The sequence below is a fragment of the Parviterribacter multiflagellatus genome (genome assembly GCF_056863265.1).
Window position 1 is genome coordinate 104,231 of sequence record NZ_JBXPIZ010000004.1, and the last position, 15,797, is coordinate 120,027.

Annotated in this window: 13 protein-coding genes; 11 read left to right on the forward strand and 2 right to left on the reverse strand. The window is 71.9% G+C overall.

Translation table 11 applies throughout. The features are described from left to right. Positions 1–3 precede the first annotated feature (3 nt). From AC1UE5_RS09890 to AC1UE5_RS09920, 7 genes are read left to right on the forward strand one after another with little or no spacing between them, the layout of a single operon-like run. Complete coding sequence (locus AC1UE5_RS09890; protein ID WP_482922672.1) at positions 4–2,652, forward strand: bifunctional transaldolase/phosoglucose isomerase; 2,649 nt, start codon at positions 4–6, stop codon at positions 2,650–2,652. Continuing rightward, positions 2,652–3,575 carry a phosphogluconate dehydrogenase (NAD(+)-dependent, decarboxylating) gene (gene gnd, locus AC1UE5_RS09895; RefSeq protein WP_482922674.1) on the forward strand — a complete coding sequence of 308 codons (924 nt, stop codon included), beginning with the start codon at positions 2,652–2,654 and terminating at the stop codon, positions 3,573–3,575. The genes AC1UE5_RS09890 and gnd overlap by 1 nt, the downstream gene beginning before the upstream one ends. 4 nt (positions 3,576–3,579) lie before the next feature. Next, a complete protein-coding gene (gene zwf, locus AC1UE5_RS09900) occupies positions 3,580–5,124 on the forward strand; it encodes a glucose-6-phosphate dehydrogenase (RefSeq protein ID WP_482922676.1) in 1,545 nt (514 codons plus the stop codon). After that, positions 5,105–6,169 carry a glucose-6-phosphate dehydrogenase assembly protein OpcA gene (locus AC1UE5_RS09905; protein WP_482922678.1) on the forward strand — a complete coding sequence of 355 codons (1,065 nt, stop codon included), beginning with the start codon at positions 5,105–5,107 and terminating at the stop codon, positions 6,167–6,169. Before zwf ends, AC1UE5_RS09905 begins: the two co-directional genes overlap by 20 nt. Next, positions 6,145–8,121, forward strand: a complete 1,977-nt coding sequence (locus AC1UE5_RS09910; protein WP_482923300.1) for a glycoside hydrolase family 15 protein — start codon at positions 6,145–6,147, stop codon at positions 8,119–8,121. Before AC1UE5_RS09905 ends, AC1UE5_RS09910 begins: the two co-directional genes overlap by 25 nt. Continuing rightward, positions 8,118–8,810, forward strand: a complete 693-nt coding sequence (gene pgl, locus AC1UE5_RS09915) for a 6-phosphogluconolactonase (protein WP_482922680.1) — start codon at positions 8,118–8,120, stop codon at positions 8,808–8,810. The genes AC1UE5_RS09910 and pgl overlap by 4 nt, the downstream gene beginning before the upstream one ends. Further along, positions 8,803–9,390 (forward strand): histidine phosphatase family protein, encoded by a 588-nt coding sequence (locus AC1UE5_RS09920; protein ID WP_482922682.1) that lies wholly within the window; start codon positions 8,803–8,805, stop codon positions 9,388–9,390. The genes pgl and AC1UE5_RS09920 overlap by 8 nt, the downstream gene beginning before the upstream one ends. Before the next feature lie 65 nt (positions 9,391–9,455). Here the strand turns inward: AC1UE5_RS09920 and AC1UE5_RS09925 are convergent, their stop codons facing one another. Then, positions 9,456–10,427, reverse strand: a complete 972-nt coding sequence (locus tag AC1UE5_RS09925) for a hypothetical protein (protein WP_482922684.1) — start codon at positions 10,425–10,427, stop codon at positions 9,456–9,458. A gap of 170 nt (positions 10,428–10,597) precedes the next feature. Continuing rightward, positions 10,598–11,296 carry a winged helix-turn-helix transcriptional regulator gene (locus AC1UE5_RS09930; protein WP_482922686.1) on the reverse strand — a complete coding sequence of 233 codons (699 nt, stop codon included), beginning with the start codon at positions 11,294–11,296 and terminating at the stop codon, positions 10,598–10,600. A 114-nt stretch (positions 11,297–11,410) separates the two neighbouring features. On the opposite strand from AC1UE5_RS09930, the gene AC1UE5_RS09935 reads away from it, so the two are divergent. From AC1UE5_RS09935 to AC1UE5_RS09950, 4 genes are read left to right on the forward strand one after another with little or no spacing between them, the layout of a single operon-like run. After that, positions 11,411–12,046 (forward strand): thioredoxin domain-containing protein, encoded by a 636-nt coding sequence (locus AC1UE5_RS09935; protein WP_482922688.1) that lies wholly within the window; start codon positions 11,411–11,413, stop codon positions 12,044–12,046. A gap of 27 nt (positions 12,047–12,073) precedes the next feature. Further along, complete coding sequence (locus AC1UE5_RS09940; RefSeq protein WP_482922690.1) at positions 12,074–13,615, forward strand: adenylate/guanylate cyclase domain-containing protein; 1,542 nt, start codon at positions 12,074–12,076, stop codon at positions 13,613–13,615. Positions 13,616–13,626: 11 nt separating this feature from the next. Then, positions 13,627–15,267 carry an acetolactate synthase gene (locus tag AC1UE5_RS09945; protein ID WP_482922692.1) on the forward strand — a complete coding sequence of 547 codons (1,641 nt, stop codon included), beginning with the start codon at positions 13,627–13,629 and terminating at the stop codon, positions 15,265–15,267. After that, a complete protein-coding gene (locus AC1UE5_RS09950) occupies positions 15,267–15,725 on the forward strand; it encodes a hypothetical protein (protein ID WP_482922694.1) in 459 nt (152 codons plus the stop codon). The genes AC1UE5_RS09945 and AC1UE5_RS09950 overlap by 1 nt, the downstream gene beginning before the upstream one ends. Positions 15,726–15,797 lie beyond the last annotated feature (72 nt).

Consider the following 15,797-nt stretch of genomic DNA (forward strand, 5'->3'; position numbering starts at 1 on the left):
AACGTGAACCCCCGTCTCGCCGCGCTGGTGCAGGCCGGCGTGAGCCCGTGGCTCGACCTGCTGCGCCGCTCCCTCACCGAGGGCGGCGAGCTGCAGCGCATGATCGACGAGGAGTCGCTGCGTGGCGCCACCTCGAACCCCGCGATCCTCGAGAAGGCGATCCTCGGCTCCGACGACTACGACGAGCAGCTCGAGCAGCTCGCGCGTGAGGGCGCCGACGGCCGGGAGACGTACCGCGCGCTCGTCGTGCGCGACATCCAGGCCGCGTGCGACGTCTTCAAGCCGGTGTGGGAGGCCACGGACCACGTCGACGGCTACGTGAGCCTCGAGGTCGAGCCCGACCTGGCGAACGACACCGAGGGCACGATCACCGCCGCCCGGTACTACTGGGAGCGCGTCGACCGCCCGAACGTGATGATCAAGATCCCGGGCACGCCGGAGGGCGTGGAGGCGATCGAGACCGCCACGTACGAGGGCATCAACGTCAACGTCACGCTGCTCTTCGCGGTCGACGCCTACAAGGCGATCGCCGAGGCGTACATCCGCGGGATGGAGCGCCGCGCGAAGGAGGGCAAGTCGCTCGACGTGCACTCCGTCGCCTCGTTCTTCGTCTCGCGCGTCGACACCGAGGTCGACAAGCGGCTGGCCAAGATGGGCGGCCACGACGAGCTGAAGGGCAAGGCCGGACTGGCCAACGCGCGCGCCGCGTACAAGCTCTTCCTCGAGGACCTCAAGCCGCGGATGGAGGCGATCGGCGCGCCGGCTCAGCGCCCGCTGTGGGCCTCCACCGGCGTCAAGGACCCGGCGTACCCCGACACGCTCTACGTCGACGGGCTCGTCGGCCCGGACACGGTCAACACCATGCCGCTCGACACGCTGATGGCGGCGGGCGACCACGGCGAGGCCGACCCGAGCGCGCCGCCGACCTCGGCGATCGACCCGACCGACGACCTCAAGGCGATCGCCGACGCCGGCATCGACCTGAAGGACGTCACCGACCACCTGCTCGTCGACGGCATCGCGAAGTTCGTGACGCCGATGGTGAAGCTCATGGCGGGGATCGAGTCCAAGCGCGAGGCGATCGTCACGCACCGCCCGCCGACCTTCGAGTCGAACCTCCCCGACGACCTCGAGCAGGCCGTCCGCACGCGCATCGAGCGTGCGCGCGACGAGGACGTCGCGCGCCGCGTCTGGCAGAAGGACCCGACGCTGTGGGGCGGCGACGACTCCACGCCCGAGCTGAAGGACCGCCTCGGCTGGCTCAACGTCGCCGAGCGGATGCAGGAGGAGCTGCCGGACCTCAAGGCGTTCGCGCAGGAGGTCGCCGGCGCGGGGCTCACCGACGTGCTGCTGCTCGGCATGGGCGGCTCGTCGCTCGCGCCCGAGGTCTTCCGCACGTCGTTCGCGAAGGGCGAGGGCGGGCTCGACCTCCACGTGCTCGACTCGACGCACCCGGACGCGATCCTCAACGCCGAGCGCGGGCTCGACCTCGCCAAGACGCTGTTCGTCGTCTCGTCGAAGTCCGGCGGCACGATCGAGACGCTCTCGCACTTCAAGCACTTCTGGGAGCGCACCGGCGGCAAGGGCGAGCAGTTCGTCGCCATCACCGACCCGGGCTCGCCGCTGCAGCAGCTGGCCGAGGAGAAGGGCTTCCGCCGCGTCTTCAACGCCGACCCCGAGATCGGCGGGCGCTACAGCGCGCTCAGCCACTTCGGGATCGTCCCGGCGGTGCTGCTCGGCGCCGACGTCGACGCGCTGCTCGACGGCGCGCTCGTCGCCGCGCAGGGCTGCCGCCCCGACGACCCGGCCGACCACAACTCGGGCCTCTGGCTCGGCGCCGCGCTCGGCGAGCTCGCGCTCCAGGGCCGCGACAAGCTGACGTTCGTCGTCGACGACCCGGAGATCACGTCCGTCGGCCTGTGGCTCGAGCAGCTCATCGCCGAGTCCACCGGCAAGCACGGCAAGGGCATCCTGCCCGTCGCCGACGAGCCGGTCGGCGCGGCCGAGGCGTACGGCGACGACCGCGTGTTCGTCCACCTGCGCGGCGAGGGCGCGAAGCTCGACGAGGCCCTCGGCGGGCTCGCGCACGCTGGCCAGGCCGTCCTGACGATCAACACGCAGGGCGCGAAGGACCTCGGCCGGATCTTCTTCTTCGCGGAGTTCGCGACCGCGGTCGCCGGCTGGGCGCTGGAGATCAACCCGTTCGACCAGCCCAACGTCCAGGAGGCCAAGGACAACACCAAGAAGGTGCTGGACGGGGGCCTGCCGGAGATCCCGACGGGCTCGCTGAAGGACGTGACCGGCAGCGCCAAGCCGCCGCACTACGTGGCGATCATGGCCTACGTGCCGCCGTCCGCGGAGGTCGACGAGGCGATCGCCGCGCTCCGCAGGAAGGTGCGCGACGAGACCAAGGCCACGACGACGTTCGGCTACGGCCCGCGCTTCCTGCACTCCACCGGCCAGCTCCACAAGGGCGGGCCGCAGACCGGCCTGTTCGTGCAGGTCGTCGGCGACGTCAGCAAGGACGTCGACGTGCCGGGCGAGCCGTTCAGCTTCGGCACGCTCATCCAGGCCCAGGCGGCGGGCGACTACCAGACGCTCCAGTCCCACGGCCTGACCGTCGTCCGCGTCCCCGTCTCGGAGATCCTCTAGTGCAGATCGGCTTCGTCGGCCTCGGCCGCATGGGCGGCAACATGGTCGCCCGCATCCACCGCGACTCCGACCACCAGGTCGTCGCGTTCGACCCCAGCGAGGAGGCCCGTGAGCGCGCCGTCGGCCACGGCGCGCGCGACGCGACCTCGCTCGAGGAGCTCGTGCAGAAGCTCGACGCGCCGCGGACCGTGTGGATCATGGTCCCGGCCGGCGACCCCACGCAGTCCACGGTCGACCAGCTCGCCGAGCTGCTCGACAGCGGCGACACGATCGTCGACGGCGGCAACTCGAAGTGGACCGACGACAAGGCGCGCGCCGAGCAGCTCGCGCCGAAGGGCATCCACTACGTCGACGTCGGCACGTCCGGCGGCGTGTGGGGCCTGGAGGTCGGCTACTGCATGATGGTCGGCGGCCCCGACGAGGCGGTCGAGCGCCTCGCGCCCATCCTCGACGTCCTCGCGCCCAAGCCCGACGAGGAGCACGGCCCCGGCTGGCAGCACTTCGGCCCGCCCGGCGCCGGGCACTACGTGAAGATGGTCCACAACGGGATCGAGTACGGGATGATGCAGGCGTACGCCGAGGGCTTCGACCTGTTCGACAAGTCCGAGTACGACCTGGACAACGCGAAGATCGCGCACCTGTGGATGCAGGGCTCGGTCGTCCGCTCGTGGCTCTGCGAGCTCGCCGCCAAGGCGTTCGAGCAGGAGGGCAACGACCTCGGCAACCTCGACCCGTACACGTCGGACTCCGGCGAGGGTCGCTGGACCATCGAGGACGCGATGGACAAGGACGTGCCGACCCCCGTCATCACGGCGAGCCTGTACGCGCGGTTCTACAGCCGTCAGAACGGCGAGTTCACGCACAAGATGCTCTCCGCGCTGCGCGCGCAGTTCGGCGGGCACGCGGTGAAGACGCGGGCGTAGGCCGTTGACCGCAACCGGCACCACGGCCGAGCGGACCGAGGAGAACCCCCTCGTCGAGGGGCTGGAGCGGCTGCCCGTCCACCCGACGACGCTGGTCATCTTCGGGGCGACGGGCGACCTGTCCCGCCGCAAGCTGCTCCCCGCGCTCTACAACCTGGCCCACGAGGGCGCCCTCCCCGGGCGGTTCAACCTCGTGGGCACCTCGCGGTCGCAGATGACCGACGAGGAGTTCCGCGACATGGCGGTCGAGTCGATCAAGCGGTTCAGCCGCCGCACGCCCGACCCCTCCGTGCTCGACGGGCTGCTGTCCGGCGCGCGGTACGTGGCGGGCGCGTTCGACTCGCCCGACCTCTACCGCGAGCTGGGCGAGGTCTGCGCGTCGTTCGACGCGGACGCGGGGCTGAAGCTCAACCGCACCTACTACCTCTCCACCGCGCCGGCGTTCTTCCCGGTGATCGTCGAGGCGCTCGGCGCCGCGGGGCTGGGCAAGGAGCCCGACGCCGACGTCCGCGTCGTCGTCGAGAAGCCGATCGGGACGAACCTCGGCGAGGCCCAGGAGCTCAACCGGCGGATGCTCGCCGTGCTCGACGAGCACCAGATCTTCCGGATCGACCACTACCTGGGCAAGGAGACGGTCCAGAACATCATGGCGTTCCGCTTCGCCAACGGGATGTTCGAGCCGGTCTGGAACCGCAACTACGTCGACCACATCCAGATCACCGCGGCCGAGGACATCGGCGTCGGCTCGCGCGCGGGCTACTACGACTCCTCAGGCGCGCTGCGCGACCTGGTGCAGAACCACATGCTCCAGCTGCTGTGCAACATGTGCATGGAGCCGCCGGTCAGCTTCACCGCCGACCAGGTCCGCGACGAGAAGGTCAAGGTCCTGCGGGCCGTCAAGATCCCGCAGCCGGAGGAGGTCGCGGGCATGAGCGTGCGCGGCCAGTACGTCGCCGGCAACGTGGGCGGCGAGGAGGTGCCGGGCTACCTCGACGAGCCCGACGTGCCCGCCGACACCACGACCGAGACGTACGTCGGGCTGCGGCTGGAGATCGACAACTGGCGCTGGGCCGGCGTGCCGATCTACCTGCGCACCGGCAAGCGGATGGCGCGCAAGATCACCGAGATCGCGGTGACCCTGAAGCCGGTCCCGCACCTCGGGTTCGCGCAAGAGGGCTCGCTGGGCGTCAAGCCGAACACGCTCGTGCTGACGCTCCAGCCCAACGAGGGCGTCTCGCTCCAGCTCGGGGCGAAGATCCCCGGCACCCGGATGAAGATCCGCCCGGTGTCGATGGAGTTCCAGTACGGGACGACGTTCCTCTCCGAGTCGCCCGAGGCGTACGAGCGGCTGATCATGGACGCGATGCGCGGCGACGCGACGCTCTTCACGCGCGTGGACGAGGTCGAGGCGCAGTGGCGGATCTGCGACCCGATCCTCACCGCGTGGGACGAGCGCGACATCCGCCCGTACGCGTACGAGGCGGGCGGTCAGGGCCCGGCCGAGGCGGCCAACATCATGCTCGGCGACGATGCCTGGCGCGCGATCTGACAGCGTCTGGAGCGCGTCGGACACGACGCCTGCGGAGATCGAGGCGGCGATTCGCCGCCTCGTCGTCGAGCGCCACCACCAGAACGCCGGGTACGTCCCCGCGCGGGCGCTGAACATGGTGTGCGTCGTCGACAAGGACTGGAGCGGCGAGATCGCCAACCGCCTGCGCCGCGTCGGCCGCTACCACGCGTCCCGCACGGTCGTCTGCGCGATCGACCCGCGGCGCACGACGCTCGACGCGGTCGCCTCGGTCGCGTCCGACGCCGAGCCCAAGCACGGCGAGTTCGCGCTGCTGCGCGAGACGATCGTGGTGACGATGGGCGCCAAGCACGTCAAGCGGCTCGACACGATCGTGCGACCGCTGGTGGTGAGCGACCTGACGACCGTCGCGTGGTCGCCGCACGACCACCCCGACGCGCTCGACGCGCTCCTCGGGGTCGCCCAGTCGGTGCTGCGCGACTCGATCGACGACCCGGAGCCGCGCGACGCGCTCGGCCGCTCGGCCAAGCTCGCCGAGCGCGCCTACGTCGTCGACCTGGCGTGGCTGCGCACCACGCCGTGGCGTGAGCGCGTCGCCGCGTACTTCGACCCGCCGGAGGTCCGGCCGCTGCTGCAGATGATCAGCGGCGTGACCGTGCGCTACTCGCACGGCTCGGAGGTCGCGGCGCTGCTGACGCTCGGCTGGCTGTCGTCGCGACTCGGCTGGCGGCCGTCGACGCTCATCAAGCACAACGGCGGCCTGCGCGGCACCGCGCACGGTCGCAGGCAGGACGTGACCGTGAAGCTCGAGACGGTTCGGCAGGATGTGCCGGGCATGGCAGGTGTGACGATCGAGACGGCGGACGGGGCGAGCTTCTCGCTCGACCGCGGGCCCGGCGGGCTGCACGCGCGCCGCTGCGCCCCTGACGGGCAGGAGCGCTCGTGGACGGTGCTGGGCGCCTCGCGCGGCGAGGGCGGCATCCTCGGCGAGGGCATCCGCCAGGCGCTGCTGCGCGATCCCGTGTACCAGCCGGCGCTGCGCTGCGCGAGGGCGTTCGCCGCGTGAGGGGCATCGTCGGCGACGTCCCGCTGGGCGGGAGCCCCTTCCCGCCCATCGCGGACTACGCGTACCTCAGCGACTGCGAGACCGGCGCGCTCGTCGCGCCGAGCGGCAACATCGAGTGGCTCTGCCTCAAGCGGTTCGACTCGCCGTCGGTGTTCGGCGCGATGCTCGACCGCGACGCGGGCGGGTTCATGATCGCCCCGCTCGGCGTCCACGTCCCGGCCTCGCGCCGGTACGTCCCGGGGACGATGATCGTCGAGACGACGTGGGGGACGAAGACCGGCTGGGTCATCGTCCGCGACCTGCTCGTCATGGGGCCGTGGCACGACGAGCGCGAGCGCTCCGGCACGCACCGCCGTGCCCCCACCGACTGGGACGCCGAGCACGTGCTGCTGCGGACGATGCGCTGCGTGCAGGGCTCGGTCGAGATGCACATGGAGTGCGAGCCGATGCTCGATTACGGCCGCAAACCGGTGCGGTGGGAGTACACGGGCACCGACTACCACGAGGGTCTGGCGCGCGCCGACGACTCCGACCTGGTGCTCAAGCTGACGACCGACCTGCGGCTCGGCTTCGAGGACGGACGCGCGCGGGCGCGGACGACGATGCACGAGGGCGACTTCGCGTACGCGGCGCTGTGCTGGAGCGAGCTCGGCAACCCGCAGTCGTACGAGGAGGCCTACGAGAAGGTCGTCAAGACCGCGGACTACTGGCACGAGTGGCTCGCGCGGGGGGACTTCCCCGACCACCCGTGGCGGACGCACCTGCAGCGGAGCGCGCTGACGCTGAAGGGGCTCACGTACGCGCCGACCGGCGCGATGATCGCGGCGGCGACGACGTCGCTCCCCGAGACGCCGGGCGGCGAGCGCAACTGGGACTACCGCTACACGTGGATCCGCGACTCCACGTTCATGCTGTGGGGCCTCTACACGCTCGGGTTCGACTGGGAGGCCAACGACTTCTTCTACTTCATCGCCGACGTCGCCGGCGGTGAGGAGGACCTGCAGGTGATGTACGGGATCGGGGGCGAGCGGCAGCTCGACGAGCACGAGCTCGACCACCTCGACGGGTACGAGAACGCGCGGCCCGTGCGGCTCGGCAACGGCGCGTACACCCACCGCCAGCACGACGTGTGGGGCACGATCCTCGACTCGATCTACCTCCACACCAAGTCGCGCGACGGGCTGCCGGATCGGATGTGGCCGATCATCAAGGCGCAGGTCGAGCAGGCGATCGTGCACTGGCGCGAGCCGGACCGCGGCATCTGGGAGGTGCGCGGCGAGCCCAAGCACTTCACGTCGTCCAAGGTCATGTGCTGGGTCGCGTGCGACCGCGGCGCGCGGCTGGCCCGGCTGCGGGAGGAGCTCGACATCGCCGACCGCTGGCAGGAGGTCGCGGACGAGATCCACGCCGACGTCCTGGCCAACGGCGTCGACGACCGCGGCGTGCTGACGCAGCACTACGGGACCGAGGCGCTGGACGCGTCGCTGCTGCTCGCTCCCCTCGTGCGCTTCCTCCCGCCGGACGACGAGCGCATCATCAACACCGTGAACGCGATCGCCGACGAGCTGACCGTGGACGGGCTGGTGCTGCGGTACAAGGTCGAGGAGACCGACGACGGGCTGTCCGGCGAGGAGGGCACGTTCGCCATCTGCTCGTTCTGGCTCGTGTCGGCGCTGGCGGAGATCGGTGAGACGCGACGCGCGCGGGAGCTGTGCGAGAAGCTGCTCGGGTACGCGTCACCGCTGGGGCTCTTCGCGGAGGAGATCGACGCGCGGAGCGGGCGGCACCTGGGGAACTTCCCGCAGGCGTTCACCCACCTGGCCCTCATCAACGCCGTCATGCACGTCATCCGCGCCGACCACGAGCTGTCCATCCGGAGGCAACCGCTCGACGCGCGCAGGCGCGACCCGCTGCGGTCCCTGGACGTCCCGCCGAAAGGAACCATGCCGTGACCCGGCTGACCGTCACGCCTGACATGGAGTCCGCGGCCCGGCGTGCCGCGGACGTGATGGCGAACCACATCAACGACGCGCGGATGCGCTCCGCCGACGTGCACATCCAGGTCGCGGGCGGGTCGACGCCGCAGCTGGCCTACGAGCTGCTCGCGGGGATGCAGGGGACGTGGTCGCACGTGCACCTGTGGCTCGGGGACGAGCGCTGCGTGCCGGCCGATCACGAGGACGCCAACCGGCTGATGCTCCAGCGCGCGCTGCTGGACCGGATCGGCGTGGCGGAGCGACCGCACGTGCACGAGGTGCGCGGGGAGCTCGGGCCCGAGGACGCGGCGTGGCTGTACGCGCGCGAGGTCGTGGGGCTGATGGGCGAGGAGCCGGTCTTCGACTTCGTGCTGCTCGGGATGGGGCCGGACGGGCACACGGCGTCGCTCTTCCCGGGCCATCCGGCGGCGTCCGCGTCGATCGCGCCGGTGATCGGCGTGCGCGACTCGCCCAAGCCGCCGCCGGAGCGGATCACGTTCACGCTGCCCGTGATCGCGCGGGCGCGGTACACGATGCTGCTGGCGACGGGCTCGTCGAAGGCGGAAGCGCTCGCCCGCGTGCGGGCGGGGGACGCCGAGCTGCCGCCGGCGCGGCTGGGGGAGTCGTTGAACGAGATCGTCTGCGACGAGGACGCGGTTGGCTGACCTGTTCGTCGTCCGCCACGGTGAGACGGCCTGGTCGCTGAGCGGCCAGCACACCGGCCGGAGCGACATCCCGCTGACCGACGAGGGGTGCGAGCAGGCCCGCGCGCTGCGGCCGGTGCTGCACCGGGTGTCGTTCGCGCTCGTGCTGTCGTCGCCGCTCTCGCGCGCGCGGCGGACCGCCGAGCTCGCGGGCCTGGCCCCGATGTTCGACGACGACCTGCTCGAGTGGGACTACGGCGCGTACGAGGGCCGCACCGCCGCGGACATCCGCTCCTCGCGGCCGGACTGGGACATCTGGCGCGACGGGGCCGAGGGCGGCGAGTCGCCCGACGAGGTCGCGGCGCGTGCCGACCGCGTGATCGCGCGGGTGCTGCCCGCGCTGGAGCAGGGCGACGTCTGCCTGGTCGCCCACTCCCACCTCCTGCGGATGCTCACGGTCCGCTGGCTCGAGCAGGAGCACGCCTTCGGCGCCCGCATCCCGATGGAACCCACCGCGGTCGGCCGCCTCGGCGTGCGCCGCGGCATCCGCGTCGTCCACGAGTGGACAGCGCCGGCGGACCGCTCCCGCCTCCGCCGCTAGCGCGCAACGCGGCACACCTTCGACTCGCTATGCGAGTCGAAACTGTGCCGCGTTGAACGACTGGGCTACTTCTTGAAGTTCCTGAGCTGCCGCTTGACCTCGTTGTAGGCCGGGCGGTGGGTGCCGTTGCTGCGGACGATGCCCGCGTCGAAGCGGCCCTCGCAGTCAGCGCCGGTGAAGTTGTAGATGTACAGGCGCTTGATGTCGGCCTTGAAGCGCTTGGTCAGCGTGAACATGAACTTCACCGACTTGGCCTGCTTCGACTCGGCCTTCTTGACCGAGGAGGCGCTGGCCGGGTTGCACGGGAAGGACTTGCCGAACTTCGCGACGCCGCCGGTCTCGGTCAGCCAGAACTGGGTCCGCGCGTTGTACGTCTTGACGGTCCTGAGGATCGCGCGCGTGCCGGTGTCGCGGTTGCGGTTCGTGTCGGAGTAGTTGTGGATGCCGACGATCTTCAGGCCGCTGCGCTGCGACGAGGTCAGCGCGGCGTAGAAGCGGGAGATGTACCGCTCGACGCCCTTCTGGTCGAGCACGTCGAGGCCGACGATCGTGCAGCCGGTGCAGATCTTCTTGAGCTCGAGGTAGAACTGCGCGGCGCGCTTGGGGTTGTTCCACGTCGGCTGCGAGGCGTGGTTGGCCTCGTTGAACGCGCCCCACGTCCTGACGCCCTGCGGCTTGTAGCGGTCGATGAGCTTCTTCACCGCGGCCGAGTACTGCTTGACCGACGGGAGCTTGGCGGTCTTGATGCCGAGGTCGTTGGTCGAGATGTGCATCAGGACCTGCGCGCCGTTCGCCTTGGCGTTGGCGACGTAGGCGTCGGCCTGCGCGAGCTCACCGGGACGCGTCGCCGCATCCCACTTGATGAAGTACCGGACCTTCTTCACCCCCAGCGCCTTGAAGCTGGAGTTTCCGAAGATGCCCTCGCTCTGGTCACCGATGCCGACGGCGACGTTCGTCACCGCGGCGTTCGAGACCGCCGGGGCGAGAAGCAGCGCCGAGAGCGCGACGAGGAGAGGGATCAGGGTCTTCCGTGGCATGCGTAGGTCGTCCTCCTGCTGGACGGGCGTTGGCGGAACGTGGAACCCGATGCGGCGGGCGAAGTTGCGCGAGCCTACCGAACCGTTCACCTTCAACCGGCAGCCCCCTGCCTCACTTCGGTCGATCCGGCGCTCGGGGAAGCGCCGCGGGAAGCCGCCCGGGGCGTCGCTCAGGCGACGGCGGTGGAGGCGGTCGCCTCGGTGGCCGCGGCAGGCGCGCCGCAGGCCTCCAGGACCGTCTCGACCAGGCGCTCGTCGCCCTCGACCGTCAGGCCGGCGCGGGAGCCGTTCGGGCTGAACGCGTCGATCCACGCGCGCTCGGTGCCGCTGACGTGCGCGTCGGCGTCGGGGGCGCTGCGCTCCTCGAGCGTCATCCGGCCGCGCTGGACCGTGATGGCGTACTGGCGCTCGGGCCGGCCACGCGAGGTGACGTCCAGCTCGATGATCCCGCTGCGCGAGCGCGGCGGCAGCTGCACGCCGGCGGCGGAGCGGAGGATCGCGCCGATGTCGACGGCCTCGCCGGTACGCGGCGGACCCCACGCCCACTGGTAGCCCCACGTCGCGAGCGCGCCCACGACCGGGAGCACCGCGCGGGCCCGCTCGGTCAGGTCGTAGTCGACTCGCGGCGGCACCTCGCGGTAGCGCTGGCGCGTGAGCAGCCCGTCCGCGACCATGCGGTTCAGCCGCGAGCGCAGCTGCTCGGTGGAGATGCCCGGCAGCACCCGCTGGAGCTCGACGAACCGGCGCGGGCCGGAGGCGAGGTCGCGGATGATCAGCAGGGTCCACTTGTCCCCGACCAGATCGAGGGCCCGAGCGTCGGGCGACCACTGGTTGTAGGGATGCCGCTTGGGGGGCGGAACGGAGGGCATCTGTTCGCGACCTTACACCTCGCGCAGGCGTCTGTGGCGATTTTCCGGTCGATTCGCTGGACGTTCGTTCGATGGTTGGCGCAAGAACTGGGGTGAGCCGCCGTTGAAGGTGTCGTGGGCGACGTCATCTCCCTCGCAGACCACCGCCGCACCCGCCTCGCCGGCCCCGCCGACGCGACGGCTCCGCGGTCGGCGCGCGCCGCGCGCGCGACGCTCCTGTTCGACCTGAGCTCGCCCTTCACGTACCTGGCGGCGGAGCGGGCCGAGCGGCTGTTCCCGGGCCTGGTCTGGAAGCCGGTGCTGGAGGAGGTGCTCCAGCTCCCGCGCCCCGAGCGCGCGGCCGCCGAGGAGCGCGCCCGCCAGCTCGGCCTCCCGCTCGTCTGGCCCGACCTCGGCCCGGAGACCGTCCGCCCCGCGATGCGCGTGGCGTCGCTCGCGGCCGAGCGCGGCTGCGCGGCGGCGTTCGTCCTGGCTGCAACGCGGCTTGCGTTCTGCGGCGGGTTCGAGCTCGACCACCCCGAGGTGCTCGCCGAGGCCGCGGCCGCCGCGAACCTCGGGCTCGAGGAGTGCCTGCGCGCCGCCGGCGACGTGGGCCGCGACGGCGCGATGGAGGAGCGGGCGCGCAAGCTGCTCGCCCAGGGCGCCGACAAGCTCCCCGCGCTGCGCGTCGGACGGCTGCTGTTCCCCGGCGAGGACCGGATGGGCGAGGCGCTCGCCGCCGCGCAGGCCCCCGCCCTGCGCGCCGGCTGACGGGCCTCCTCACGTACCATCTGGGCCGTGCTGGAGCGCGGGCTCAGGCTGGCGTACGAACGTCTCGGGCCCCGGTATCCCCCGGCGGCGCTCTTCCTGCTGTTCGCGCTCGCGTACGCGATCGGGCTGTTCGGCGTCGGCCTGCTGCGGCTCTACCAGGACATGTCGGACGGCGAGCTGGCGATCATCGCGGCCGTCGTCGTCAGCCTGGTCCTGCTGGAGAACGTCCTCGGCCTGCGCGTCGCGCTGCGTCTGATCGCGCCCGCGCGCGCGTGGCTGCACGGCGACCGCTCCTCCGAGGCCGCGACGCAGGCCTGGATCGCGCTCGCCGGGCTGCCGGTGAACTTCGTCACGCGCGGCCGGTGGATCGCGGTCCTCTTCAACGTCGTCCCCGTCGCGCTGTTCGTGACGCTGCTGCTGGGGCTCGAGCCGATCGCCTTCCTCATCCTCGGCGCGGGCGCCGCGGTGCTCCTCATCTACGGCGTGATGCTGCGCTGGTTCGGGATGGAGGTGCTGCTCCGGCCGGTGCTGCGCGAGGTCTCGTGCGAGCTGCCCGACGAGGGGACGCTGCACGTCGCGAGCGTCCCGCTGCGGTGGAAGCTGCTGCTGACGATCCCGGCGATGAACGTCGTCACCGGCGTGCTCGTGTCCGGCATCTCGTCCGCGCGCGACACGCAGAACCTCGCGGACCTGGGGTGGAGCGTCGCGATCGCGGTCGTCGTCTCGTTCACGATCTCGCTGGAGCTGACGATCCTGCTCACGCGCTCGGTGGGCGACCAGATCGACGCGCTGCGCCGCGCGACGCAGGCGGTGGCGCAGGAGGAGCGCGGCGTCCGCGTGCCGGTGCTCGCCACCGACGAGACGGGCGCGCTGGCCCGCTCGTTCAACCAGATGGTCGCGGGGCTGGAGGAGCGCGAGCGGCTCAGGGAGGCGTTCGGCGCGTTCGTCGATCCCGGCATCGTCGACCGCGTGATCGAGCAGGGCACGACCGACCTGGAGGGCGAGGAGGTCGAGGTGTCCGTGCTCTTCCTCGACATCCGCGGCTTCACGGCGCTGGCCGAGATGATGGAGGCGCACGCCGTCGTGGCGCGGCTCAACGAGTTCTACGGCCGCGTCGTGCCGGTGCTCGAGCGGCACGGCGGCCACGCGAACAAGTTCATCGGCGACGGGCTGCTGGGCGTGTTCGGCGCGCCGGAGCGGCTGGAGGATCACGCCGACCGCGCGGTGCTCGCGGCGCTCCACATCGCGCAGGAGATCCGGGCGGCGTACGCGGGGCGGCTGCGGATCGGGATCGGGATCAACTCCGGCCGCGTGCTGGCGGGCACGCTGGGCGGCGGCGGCCACGTCGAGTTCACCGTCATCGGCGACGCGGTCAACACCGCGGCGCGGGTGGAGCAGGCGACGCGCGTGACCGGCGACGAGATCCTCGTGACCGACGCGACGCGGCGGCTGCTGACGCTCCCGTTCAACGGGTTCGAGGAGCGGCCGGGCGTCGCGCTGCGGGGCAAGCGCGAGCAGGTGCCGCTGTACGCGGCGCTCACGGAGTCGCCCGCGGTCTCGAACGCGTAGCGTTCGCGCGCATGTCGACGGACACCACCGCGCAGGCCCTCCACGGAGGGCGGCTGGTCGCCAAGCGCCTGAAGGCCCACGGCGTCACGAAGCTCTTCACGCTCTCCGGCGGGCACCTGTTCTCCGTCTACGACGGCTGCCGCGAGGAGGGCATCGACATCGTCGACGTGCGGCACGAGCAGGCCGCGGCGTTCGCCGCCGAGGGGTGGGCGAAGGTGACCCGCGAGCCCGGCGTCGCCGCGCTGACCGCCGGGCCGGGCGTGACGAACGGGATGAGCGCGATCGCGTCCGCGCAGATGAACGGGTCGCCGATGCTCGTGCTCGGCGGGCGCGCGCCGGCGATGCGGTGGGGCCAGGGGTCGCTGCAGGAGATCGACCACGTGCCGTTCGTGCGGCCGCTGACCAAGCTCGCGGCGACGGCCGACTCGACCGCGGAGATCCCCGGGCTGATCGACGACGCGCTCGTCGCGGCGCTCACGCCGCACTCTGGGCCGACCTTCGTCGACCTCCCGCTCGACCACGTGTTCATGGAGGCGCCCGAGGCCGCGTCCTCCGTCACGCTCCCCACGCCGTGGACCGGCCCGGCCGCCGACGGCGTCGAGCGCGCCGCGGCGCTCCTGCGCGAGGCCGAGCGCCCGGTGATCATGGCCGGCACGAACCTCTACTGGGGACGGGGCGAGGGCGCCCTGCTGGCGCTCGCCGAGGAGCTGCGGATCCCGGTGTTCTTGAACGGCCTCGCGCGCGGGTGCGTCCCGGCCGACCACGAGCTGTTCTTCTCGCGGGCGCGCGGGGCGGGGCTGAAGGGCGCCGACGTCGCGCTGGTGATCGGCGTGCCGATGGACTTCCGGCTCGGGTTCGGGGCGTCGTTCGGGGAGGAGACCGAGATCGTCGCGATCGACGTCGCCGAGCCGCTGCGCGACCACCCGCGCGCGGTCGCGGCGGAGCTGTACGGGGCGCTGCCGGCGACGCTCGACGCGCTGCGCGAGTCGGCTGCGGGCGGGCCGTCGCGGGACGAGTGGGTCGCGTCGCTGCGCGCGGTCGAGACCGAGAAGCGGGAGGCGGAGCGGGAGGAGATGTCGGACCCGCGCGGCCCGCTCCATCCCATGCGGCTGTACGCCGAGCTGGCCAAGGTGCTCGACCGCAACGCGATCGTGATCGGCGACGGTGGCGACTTCGTCTCGTACGCCGGCCGCGTGGTCGACTCCTACGAGCCGGGCTGCTGGCTCGACCCCGGCCCGTACGGCTGCCTGGGCTCCGGCCCCGGCTACGCGCTCGCGGCGAAGCTCGCGCATCCGGACCGCCAGGTCGTGCTGCTGCTCGGCGACGGCGCGTTCGGGTTCAGCGGGATCGAGTTCGACACGCTCTCGCGGCACGGCGTCAACGTCGTCGGCGTGATGGGCAACAACGGCATCTGGGCGCTGGAGAAGCATCCGATGGAGTTCCTCTACGGCTACTCCGTCGCGGCCGACCTGGTGCCCGAGCGCCGCTACGACCAGGTCGTCGAGGCCCTCGGCGGGCACGGCGAGCTGGTGCGGACGCCCGACGAGCTCGTCCCCGCGCTGGAGCGCTCGTTCTCGTCCGGCCTGCCGGCGCTCGTCAACGTGCTGACCGACCCGACGGTCGTCTACCCGCGCAAGTCGAACCTGGCCTGATGCGGCGGGCGCTCCTCCCGCTCCTGGCCGGTCTTGCCCTCGCGGTGGCGGTCGCCAGCTGCGGCTCGCCGGCGTTGAGCGAGGAGGAGGCGCGGGAGGCCGCCGTGGCCGCGGTCGCCGGCGATGCGCTCGTCACCGAGGACGTGCCGATCGACCAGGAAGCGCTGGACCGCGCGATCGAGAAGATGCGCGATGAGGCGGAGGAGGCGGGCGGCACGCTCGCGACCACCGAGTCCGCGACGCCGGTGCCCGGTGAGACGACGAGCGTCCCGCTGACCACGATCCACGAGGCGAGCGTCACCGCCTCCATCTCCGGTCAGCACACCCCGCGTGTCGACCGCGTCAACGACCGCGTCGCGGTCGTCTGGGTCCCCATCGGCGACCGCGACGCGAAGGTCGTCGTGCACGAGGACCACGGAGAGGTGTCGGCGACCGTCGTCGCCTCGCGCCGACGCTGATACCGCTGTCACGCCCACGGCAGTGCCCGAAAACAAGGAAGCCGCCTCGTGAGAGGCGGCTTCCAAAGTGGC